This window comes from Stenotrophomonas sp. CASM101, assembly GCF_049384845.1.
GTDB classification, from domain to species: Bacteria; Pseudomonadota; Gammaproteobacteria; order Xanthomonadales; family Xanthomonadaceae; genus Stenotrophomonas; species Stenotrophomonas hibiscicola.
Genome location: NZ_JBMRFR010000001.1, coordinates 794,719 through 803,217, shown reverse-complemented (window position 1 = coordinate 803,217; position 8,499 = coordinate 794,719). Strand labels below are relative to the sequence as shown.

At 67.9% G+C, this 8,499-nt stretch carries 7 protein-coding genes; 3 read left to right on the top strand and 4 right to left on the bottom strand.

Going from position 1 to position 8,499, the window contains the following annotated elements; genetic code table 11:
- Positions 1-333: 333 nt before the first annotated feature.
- The 3 genes from prpE to VG543_RS03900 all read left to right on the top strand — a co-directional run bounded on the left by prpE (position 334) and on the right by VG543_RS03900 (position 4,013).
- On the top strand, positions 334-2,214 hold the full coding sequence (prpE, locus tag VG543_RS03910; protein WP_423177764.1) for a propionate--CoA ligase: 1,881 nt from the start codon (positions 334-336) through the stop codon (positions 2,212-2,214).
- A gap of 193 nt (positions 2,215-2,407) precedes the next feature.
- Positions 2,408-2,911: a hypothetical protein gene (locus VG543_RS03905; protein WP_014646066.1), complete on the top strand. Its 504-nt coding sequence runs from the start codon at positions 2,408-2,410 to the stop codon at positions 2,909-2,911.
- Between the two features lie 46 nt (positions 2,912-2,957).
- On the top strand, positions 2,958-4,013 hold the full coding sequence (locus tag VG543_RS03900; protein WP_423177762.1) for a suppressor of fused domain protein: 1,056 nt from the start codon (positions 2,958-2,960) through the stop codon (positions 4,011-4,013).
- Positions 4,014-4,101: 88 nt separating this feature from the next.
- On the opposite strand, the gene VG543_RS03895 is transcribed toward VG543_RS03900, so the two are convergent.
- The 4 genes from VG543_RS03895 to VG543_RS03880 all read right to left on the bottom strand — a co-directional run bounded on the left by VG543_RS03895 (position 4,102) and on the right by VG543_RS03880 (position 8,355).
- Positions 4,102-4,713: a glutathione S-transferase N-terminal domain-containing protein gene (locus VG543_RS03895; protein ID WP_014646068.1), complete on the bottom strand. Its 612-nt coding sequence runs from the start codon at positions 4,711-4,713 to the stop codon at positions 4,102-4,104.
- A gap of 84 nt (positions 4,714-4,797) precedes the next feature.
- Positions 4,798-5,256 carry a cell wall hydrolase gene (locus tag VG543_RS03890; protein ID WP_004154513.1) on the bottom strand — a complete coding sequence of 153 codons (459 nt, stop codon included), beginning with the start codon at positions 5,254-5,256 and terminating at the stop codon, positions 4,798-4,800.
- A gap of 299 nt (positions 5,257-5,555) precedes the next feature.
- Positions 5,556-7,586 (bottom strand): FAD-dependent oxidoreductase, encoded by a 2,031-nt coding sequence (locus VG543_RS03885; protein ID WP_423177760.1) that lies wholly within the window; start codon positions 7,584-7,586, stop codon positions 5,556-5,558.
- Positions 7,587-7,725: 139 nt separating this feature from the next.
- Entirely contained in the window at positions 7,726-8,355 is a 630-nt protein-coding gene (locus VG543_RS03880; RefSeq protein ID WP_021202254.1) for a YczE/YyaS/YitT family protein, read from the bottom strand.
- Positions 8,356-8,499 lie beyond the last annotated feature (144 nt).

The window sequence follows — 8,499 nt, the reverse complement described above, 5'->3', positions numbered from 1 at the left end:
AGCGCACACGAGCAAGGCGCGACCGAGCCCCCATGGGTGAGGGCGCTTCGCTTGCGAAGCATTGCTTCGCAAGCGCCCGAACGCCCAGCCGCCAGCGGCTGGGCCGGACTGGGGATTCACGGCGTCCGCCGCAACCGGACCCACCCCGCCATCCCCCAGGAAACCAGCTTCTGCTGTTGCTGATGCTGTTGCCGGCCAGCGGCCGGCACTACCACGGGTGCAGGGCTGCAAAGCCCTGCAGAACAAACCCACCCCCCCTACCAAGGTAGGGCGGCCCGCGCGCCAGCGCCGGACTATCCTCGAACCCATGACTTCGTCTGGGAGGGCTGCGTCATGAACTACGAGGAAACCTACCGTCGCTCGATCGACGAGCCGGAGGCCTTCTGGGGCGAGGAAGCCAAGCGCATCCATTGGCACAAACCGCCGCAGCAGGTGCTCGACTACAGCAATCCGCCGTTCCGGCGCTGGTTCGTCGGCGGCGAAACCAATCTCTGCTACAACGCCGTCGACCGCCACCTGGCCGAGCGCGCCGACCAGCTCGCACTGGTCGCCATCTCCACCGAAACCAACAGCACCCGCGAAATCACCTATCGCCAGCTGTATCGCGAAGTGAACGACTTCGCCGCCGTGCTCAGGCACCTCGGCGTCGGCCATGGTGACCGCGTGGTGATCTACATGCCGAACATGGCCGAAGCCGTGTTCGCGATGCTGGCCTGCGCGCGCATCGGTGCGGTGCATTCGGTGGTGTTCGGTGGCTTCGCCGCGCACAACCTGGCGCTGCGCATCGACGATGCCAAGCCGAAGCTGCTGATCGCCGCCGATGCCGGCATGCGCGGTGGCAAGCTGATTCCGTACAAGCCGATGGTCGATGCAGCCTGCGCCGAAGCCACGTCGCCACCGCCGCACGTGCTGATCGTGTCGCGCGGACTGGATGCCGCCGAACCACGCGTGCCGGGCCGCGATGTGGAGTACGCCGCGCTGCGTGCGCAGATCGGTGAGGTCGACGTGCCGGTGCAGTGGCTGGAATCGAGCGAGCCGAGCTACCTGTTGTATACCTCGGGCACCACCGGCAAGCCGAAGGGCGTGCAGCGCGACGTGGGCGGCTACGCGGTGGCGATGGCACAGTCGATGGAAACCGTGTTCGACTGCAGGCCGGGGCAGGTGATGTTCTCCACTTCCGATGTCGGCTGGGCGGTAGGCCATTCCTACAATGTGTACGGCCCGCTGATCGGCGGCTGCACCTCGCTGCTGTACGAAGGGCTGCCGACCAACCCGGACCCGGGCATCTGGTGGGCGCTGTGCGAGCAGTACAACGTGCGCACGATGTTCTCGTCCCCCACTGCCATCCGCGTGCTGAAGAAGCACGATGCGGACTTCATCCATCGCCACGACCTGCGCGCCCTGAAATACCTGTTCCTGGCCGGCGAGCCGCTGGACGAACCGACCGCGCACTGGATCAGCGAAGCGCTCGGCAAGCCGATCATCGACAACTACTGGCAGACCGAGACCGGCTGGCCGGCGCTGACCCTGCTGCCGGGCCTGGAGATGAAGCCGGTGCGCTTCGGTTCGCCGGGCTTCCCCAACCTCGGCTACCGGATGAAGGTGATCGACGAGAACACCGGCGAGGAAGTCGCACCGGGGCAGAAGGGGGTGCTGGTGGTGTCGCCACCGTTGCCGCCGGGCTGCATGAGCACGGTGTGGAACGACGACAACCGCTTCCTGCAGAGCTACTTCAGCCATTTCAAGGAACTGCTGTACAGCTCGCTGGACTGGGCGATCCGCGACGACGATGGCTACACCTTCATCCTCGGCCGTACCGATGATGTGATCAACGTAGCCGGGCACCGGCTGGGCACGCGCGAGATCGAAGAGGCCATTTCGAGCCACCCGCGCGTGGCCGAGGCAGCGGTGATCGGCGTCAAGGACGAACTGAAGGGGCAGGTGCCGCTGGTGTTCGTCACCCTCAAGCAGGGCCTGGATGGCGAGGATCCGGCGCCGGTGGTGGCCGAGATGATGGCCACGGTGACCACCTCGCTCGGCGCGGTGGCGCGCCCGGCGCACGTGCACGTGGTCAACGCGCTGCCCAAGACCCGTTCGGGCAAGCTGCTGCGGCGCTCGTTGCAGGCGTTGGCCGAGCAGCGCGACCCGGGCGACCTGTCGACGCTGGACGACCCCGGCGCGCTGGAGGAGATCCGCCGCGCGCTGGGCCGCTGACCTGCTTCTGTAGAGCCGAGCCGATGCTCGGCTCCGCATGCCTTGCCAAAGCAGCCGAGCATGGGCTCGGCTCTACAGGGGAGGCCGTTGCTGCACCGCAGCTTCCTCCCTGCAATCGGTGCGCTAAGCTCGGTTGCAGGGGGGCGTGTCCGCGAGGGCCCGCCGGAGTGGCGCATCGAGGGAGGGGGAGGCAATGGCATTGCTGCACGCCAAGACGGCTGCTGGCCGTCAGGAAATCGAAGACCGTAGCCGGCGCCTGCCGGCGGCACTGCGTTCGATCCTGCTGATGGTCGATGGCCATCGCAACGACACCGAACTGCGTGGCCTGTTCGAAGGCCTGCGGGCACCACCGGACGCGCTGGAGCAATTGTCAGCACAGGGCCTGATCGAAGTGATCGGCGGAAGCGCAGAGGTGGCGCCGGCGCGCGGCATCAGCACCGGGCGCGAACAGGACCCGGCGCTGTACCAGCAGTTGTACGACGCGATGAGCGAGGCGGTGCGCCGCCACCTGGGCCTGAAGGGCTACTTCATGCAGTTGAAGATCGAACGCTGCACCGATGCGCTGGCGCTGGAGCGCTTGTGCCCGGAGTTGCTGGCGGCGGTGGGCAAGGCGCGCAGCCCGGCATTGGCGCAGCGCTGGTGGCAGGAAACCCAGGCGGCGGTGCTGAACGCTGGCAGTGAGGTCGTGCAGGCCTGAGCCACCGCGTAAAGTGATCGGTTCACTTCCCTACAAGGAGTCCCGCGTGCAGGACGACCACGACGACACCGACACCCCCGGCTGGGACGCGATCAATGCGGCGCTGGCGCCGCTGTATGCCGGGCAGGAGCCACGTCACTTCGGCACCGCGCTTCCGTACACGCTCGGTGGCCAGGATCCACTGGATGGCATCAGCGTGTACTGGGCGGATGCGCCGGTACCGCACTGGCATTACATCACCTACGGCTTCTCCGAGCTGTACGCCAAGGAGAGCAGTGATGCAGATGCCAGCGGTTATGGCTTCGAGCTGACCTTCCGTCTGGCTGCCGAGGCCGGTGAGAACGCCGGCAGCACGCCGCCGGTGTGGCCGATGAACCTGCTGCAGAATCTGGCGCGTTATGTGTTCGCCAGCGGCAACGTGTTCGAGGATGGCCACCATCTGAATGCCAACGGCCCGATCGCGCTGGAGACCGACACGCGGCTGTGCCATCTGGCGTTCATTGCCGACCCGCAGTTGCCGGCACGCGACACCGCCAATGGCCACCTGCAGTTCCTGCAGCTGGTCGGGCTGACCGATGAGGAGATGGAAGCGGTCAAGCGCTGGTCCACGCGCGGCGTGCTGCAGGTACTGCAGCCGGCAATGCCACTGTGGATCAGCGACCTGCACCGCGGCAACCTGCTGGAGGACCAGGCGCTTGCCGCGCAGGTGCGGGAAGGCAGCGAGCGCGAGGGCTCCAGCACCGGCATGCTGTTCATCGAGACGTTGGACTGGCGGCAGGAGGCGGGCGTCACCACGCTGGTGCTCGGCGCCGGCCAGGTGGCCCGCGTGTGCGAGCTGCTGCCCTTGCGCCTGCGCCACGGCAGATCGCTGGAACTGGTCAGCCGCGAGCGGCAGTGGGAGTTCGTCGCGAACGGGGGCGGTGAAGCGGCGGACGTATCCGCCGACAGCGCGCGCTGGTCACTGGACGAGGCGGGCCTGCAGGCCCTGGCAGGGGTGCGCGCCGAGCGCGGGGTTTACCCGCTGGCGGGGGCGCTGCGCATCGAAGTGATGCCGACCTACCTGCGCGATGCCAACGGTGAAGTGATCCGCCAGATCGGTTGACCACGCCCTGGCGTATCGGCCCCAGCCTGCGCAGGGCAGAGGGGTCAGGCCCGTCCGCCACGCGAACGGCTCTGACCCCGGGTCATGATCAGGCCAGCCCTTCGGCCTTCAGTGCGGCCTGCACGCCGGCATCGGCGTCCATGCGCGCCTTGTAGGCGGCCAGATTGTCCAGGCCCGACAGGTCGACCTTGGTGCCGGCGGCCCAGCGCAGGGTGATGTAGAAGTACGGGTCGGCGAAGCTGCGGAAGCCGGCCAGCCAGGGCTTGTCGGCCAGCTGCCTGTCGGCGGTCTCGAACAGGCCACGCAGGCGCTTGTGCGCGGCGGCGCGGATCGCGTCGTACTGGCCTTCGTCGGCAATGAACTTGCCCGGCGCGAACAGCGGCGAGAAGGCCGGGTGCACGTCGGAATTGACGAACGCCAGCCAGCGGGTGGCTTCGGCGCGCTGGCGCGGGCTGCCGTCACCGCCGAGGCCGGCCTGCGGGAAGCTGTCGGCGATATAGCCCATGATCGCGGCGTTCTGCAGCAGCACGAAGTCTCCGTCGACCAGCGCGGGCACCGCACCGGCCGGATTGATCTTGAGGAATTCCGGACCCTTCAGGGTGTCCTTGTTCAGCAGTTCAACCTCGAACGGCTGGCCGGTCCACTGCAGGGCGATGTGGTCGGCGGTGGAACAGGCACCGGGCTTGCTGTACAGCTTCATGGGAACTCCAGGTGATGCGGGCGGGAAACGCCCACTATCCCAGAGCCTGCCGGCAGGCGGCAACGCTGCCGCCGGCACGGATCGTTACGACTGCCGCGGCTTGAGGTTCTGCACCTTATAGAAGGTGTGATCGCCGATGGTGGCCACCTGGTAGGCATTGCGCCAGTTCGGGCTGGCGATGGACAGCGCGGCGAAGTGGCTGGCACCGGGCACGATCTCGCGGCGCTCGCCGGCCGGCAGCGCCCAGTTGCGCTCGGCGTCGAAAGCGACGTTCATCGCCTCGCTCCACGCCGCGTCATTGCCCAGCTGGGTGCCGGGGGAGACGATGGTCGGTGCGAACTGCTTGCGCGCGGTGACGACCTGGCACATCGAGTCGCCCCACAGGCCGCTGTCAAGGCGACGCAGGGCGACCTCGGCGACGGCCTGCTGGCCGCGCAGGGTCTGGTCGCGGGCTTCCAGGTAAACGGTGGTGCTCAGACACAGTGAATCAGCGGCCGGCTGCGGCAACAACTGCGACAGCCAGAGAATCCAGGCCAGTTTCATATAACTCCTTGCTCCGTATGGGCCGCACCTTCCGGTTCCGGCCGCGGGGGCGACAGGAGGCGGGGTACGACTTGGCGTCATGGGGAGGCGGCCATCGGGGCCGCCCCGTGGGCAGCCCCAAAAAGAATCGATCAGTACTGATCGGTGGGGCCACGCCGGCTCACCGGAAACTGGCTGGTGAGCGGAAAGATGGCGCAAGGTAGGGGGGCATAGCCGAACGCATCGTGAACCGCTCGGCTTGACATTCAGGTTCAACCGGGGTGACGGAAATCACATTCCGTCCCCCATTCAGGCGCTCATCAGAGCGCAGCGGCGACCCGGCTGCCCTGGTCGATGGCGCGTTTCGCATCGAGTTCGGCGGCCACGTCGGCACCGCCGATCAGCTGCGCGTTGATGCCGGCCGCCTGCAGTTCGGCCTGCAATGCGCGGTTCGGTTCCTGCCCGGCGCAGATCACCACATGGTCTACCGGCAGCAACTGTTCGCTGCCTTCCACGCGGATGCGCAGGCCTTGATCGTCCACGCCCAGGTACTCGACGCCACCGAGCATGCGCACGCCCTTGGCCTTCAGTGTGGCGCGGTGGATCCAACCGGTGGTCTTGCCCAGTCGCGCGCCGGGCTTGCCGGCGCTGCGCTGCAGCAGCCACAGGCGCCGCGGTGACGGCTCGACCTCGGGCCGGCCCAGCGAGCCGCGTGCCTCGAAGCTGGCGTCCACGCCCCATTCGGCCATCCAGCGCTGCGGGTCCAGCGACGGCGACTCGCCAGCGTGGCTGAGGAATTCGCCGACGTCGAAGCCGATGCCGCCGGCGCCGATGATCGCGGCAGTGGCGCCCACTTCGACGCGGCCCAGCAGTACGTCCAGATAACTGACCACCTTGGCGTGGTCGGCGCCGGGGAAGCCGACCTTGCGCGGGGTGATGCCGGTGGCCAGCACCACCTCGTCGAAGCCGGCCAGGCTGGACGCGTCGGCGCGGGTGTTCAGGCGCAGCTGCACGCCGGTTTCGGCCAGCTTGTGGCGGAAATAGCGCAGGGTTTCGTGGAACTCTTCCTTGCCGGGGATGCGCTTGGCCACGTTGAACTGGCCGCCGATCTCATCGTGGGCATCGAACAGGGTGACCTGGTGGCCACGCTGGGCCGCGACAGTGGCACAGGCCAGGCCGGCCGGGCCGGCACCGACCACGGCAACCTTCTTCGGCGCGGGGGTGGGGCGATAGACCAGTTCGGTCTCGTGCGCGGCGCGCGGATTGACCAGGCAGCTGGCCAGCTTGTTCTCGAACACGTGGTCCAGGCAGGCCTGGTTGCAGGCGATGCAGGTATTGATCGCTTCCGCGCGGCCTGCACGGGCCTTGTTGGGCCATTGCGGGTCGGCCAGCAGCGGACGTGCCAGCGACACCATGTCGGCGCCGCCGCCGGCGAGGATGCGTTCGGCGACGTCGGGCATGTTGATGCGGTTGGTCGCCACCAGCGGCAGCGTCACATGCGGTTTCAGTTTGGCGGTGACACCGGCGAAGGCCGCACGCGGCACCGAGGTGGCGATGGTCGGAATGCGCGCCTCGTGCCAGCCGATGCCGGAATTGATGATCGTCGCGCCAGCCGCCTCGATGGCCTGCGCCTGCTGCACGATCTCGTCCCAGTTGCTGCCGTCGTCCACCAGGTCGACCAGCGACAGGCGGTAGATGATGATGAAGTCCGGGCCGCAGGCCTCGCGGATGCGGCGCACGATCTCCACTGCAAAGCGCATGCGTTGGTTGGCGTCGCCACCCCAGCGGTCGGAGCGCTTGTTGGTGCGCGGGGCAATGAACTCGTTGATGAGGTAGCCCTCCGAGCCCATCACCTCCACCCCGTTGTAGCCGGCCTCGCGGGCCAGCTTCGCGCTGCGCGCGTAGTCGGCGATATGCCGCTCGACGCCACTGGCCGACAGCGCGCGCGGGGTGAACGGGTTGATCGGCGCCTTCAGCTTCGACGGTGCCACCGACAGCGGGTGATAGGCATAGCGGCCGGCGTGCAGCAGCTGCAGGCAGATCTTCGCGCCGTGCTGGTGCGCGGCGGCGGTGAGCTGCCGGTGCGGGCGTACCTCCCAGGGCCAGGACAACTTGCCGCCAAAGGGCTTCAGCCAGCCCACCACGTTCGGTGCAAAGCCGCCGGTGACGATCAGGCCAACGCCGCCCTCGGCGCGTTCGGCGAAGTAGGCCGCCAACCTTGGGAAGTCGCGGGCGCGATCTTCCAGTCCGGTGTGCATCGAGCCCATCAGGACGCGGTTGCGCAGCTGGGTGAAGCCCAGATCCAGCGGGGCGAACAGATGGGGATAGGCGCTTTCGTTGGCTGGCGACATAGTCGATACGCTTGCGTACGGAAGCGCGAAGCGTGCCGCGAAATGGCGGCCGGGGCAAGGGCCGCTGGATCGCGCCTGCAGCGCTGCCCCCGAACTCGGGGGGCGGTAGTGCCGGCCGCTGGCCGGCATTCGGGTCAACTCAGGGCGATTGTGGTTGTCGGCCTGCGGTCGGCACGACCGGGCGGCGGCCGATCCCGAACCAGCCCAGGGTGACGCCGCACAGCGGGCCGATCAGCAGGGCGAAGGCGAGGGTGCCGAGGCCGACGTTGCCGCCCAGCCACCAGCCCAGCAGCAGCACGCTGCCTTCGATGAGGCTGCGCACCTTCCAGATCGCCCAGCCGGTGCGGGCATGCAGGCCGGTCATGAGGCCATCGCGTGGACCCGGGCCGAGGCGGGCGCCGATGTACAGGCCGGTGGCCAATGCCACCAGCAGCATGCCCGCGCAGAACATCGTCAGTTGCCAGCCAAGGCCGACGGCCGGCGGCAGCAGCCACAGCCCGAACTGCGCGGAGGGACCGATCAGCATCACGTTGAGCACGGTGCCGACGCCCGGCTTCTGCCGCAGCGGCCACCACAGCAGCAGCACCAGTGCGCCAATCACATTGGTGGCCAGGCCAAACGAGAGCGGGGTCTGCGCGGCGATGCCCTGTGACAGCACATCCCACGGCGCCACGCCGATGGCGGCACGGATCATCAGCGAAGCACCAAAGCCGTACAGGAACAGGCCGGTGATCAGTTGCAGCAGGCGCAGGGGCAGGGCGGTGGGCACGGTGGGCTCGGGGGAGAGGAATCTGTTTCCACCGTAATCCCGATCCAGTCACTTCAATAGATACAGATGCCGACCAATCCGCCGCTACAGGCGGAATCTGTAGAGCCGAGCCCATGCTCGGCTGCTTTGCCTGGCACCACCAGC

Coding starts and splice junctions, on each gene's coding strand:
- prpE (WP_423177764.1), top strand. CDS start 334: ATGAACTACGAGGAAACCTACCGTCGCTCGATCGACGAGCCGGAGGCC.
- VG543_RS03905 (WP_014646066.1), top strand. CDS start 2,408: ATGGCATTGCTGCACGCCAAGACGGCTGCTGGCCGTCAGGAAATCGAA.
- VG543_RS03890 (WP_004154513.1), bottom strand. CDS start 5,256: ATGAAACTGGCCTGGATTCTCTGGCTGTCGCAGTTGTTGCCGCAGCCG.
- VG543_RS03895 (WP_014646068.1), bottom strand. CDS start 4,713: ATGAAGCTGTACAGCAAGCCCGGTGCCTGTTCCACCGCCGACCACATC.
- VG543_RS03885 (WP_423177760.1), bottom strand. CDS start 7,586: ATGTCGCCAGCCAACGAAAGCGCCTATCCCCATCTGTTCGCCCCGCTG.